At 40.6% G+C, this 685-nt stretch carries 2 protein-coding genes; both read right to left on the reverse strand.

The annotated features are described in order from the left end of the window. A partial coding sequence (gene nadS, locus M3Z76_RS19645; RefSeq protein ID WP_295657579.1) for a NadS family protein occupies positions 1–257 on the reverse strand: 257 nt, incomplete at its 3' end. Beyond that, the coding region (locus M3Z76_RS19650; RefSeq protein WP_483310191.1) for a type II toxin-antitoxin system RelE/ParE family toxin at positions 250–685 on the reverse strand (436 nt) is incomplete at its 5' end. The genes nadS and M3Z76_RS19650, both read right to left, overlap by 8 nt.

Here is a 685-nt window from a genome sequence, read left to right on the forward strand (position 1 = left end):
TGAGCATCTAAAATACGAATTAAAGTCGCTGCAGGACCAGTCGGATAGCGACGGCCTTGTTCCCAGTTTTGCAGGGTTCTCGCGCTGATATGCAAACGTGCAGCAAATTCAGCCTGGGTTAAGCCTGTTTTCTCACGTACTTCTTTAATATCCGGTAATTCAAGCTCTGTGACTCGACTTGCCTTTATCTCCTTACGCTTGATGGCACCAGCTTCTTTGATTGAAGCAACCAGGTCATCAAATAAGTTGTTATCCATGAAATTGCTCCTTTACTAATTGACGTAGAATCGAGGTTTCTTTGTCTGTCAGATTATCTTTCACAGACTTTGGATAAGCCACCAGGAAAAAGATCTGATCATCTTCTGTAACCCAATAATAGATCACACGGATACCGCCACTTTTGCCTTTATTGCCCTGAGCACAACGTACTTTACGAATTCCACCACCATTCTTGATTAAGTCGCCCTTATCAGGCTGTACCAAGAGATCTTGCTGGAGCTGACGATACTCTTCATCACTCACAAGCTCTTTGATTTGCTTAGTAAAAATACTGGTTTCAATGAATAACATAGGTTTAAGTACGTCAATGGCGTATAAGAATTTTAGCAGTTTTAGAATAAAAAAACGAGAGCTGTGAACTCTCGTTTCGCATAAGCAAAGGCTTACAAATATAAATATTAGGTAT

This window comes from Metasolibacillus sp. (genome assembly GCF_025291715.1).
GTDB classification, from domain to species: Bacteria; Bacillota; Bacilli; order Bacillales_A; family Planococcaceae; genus Metasolibacillus; species Metasolibacillus louembei.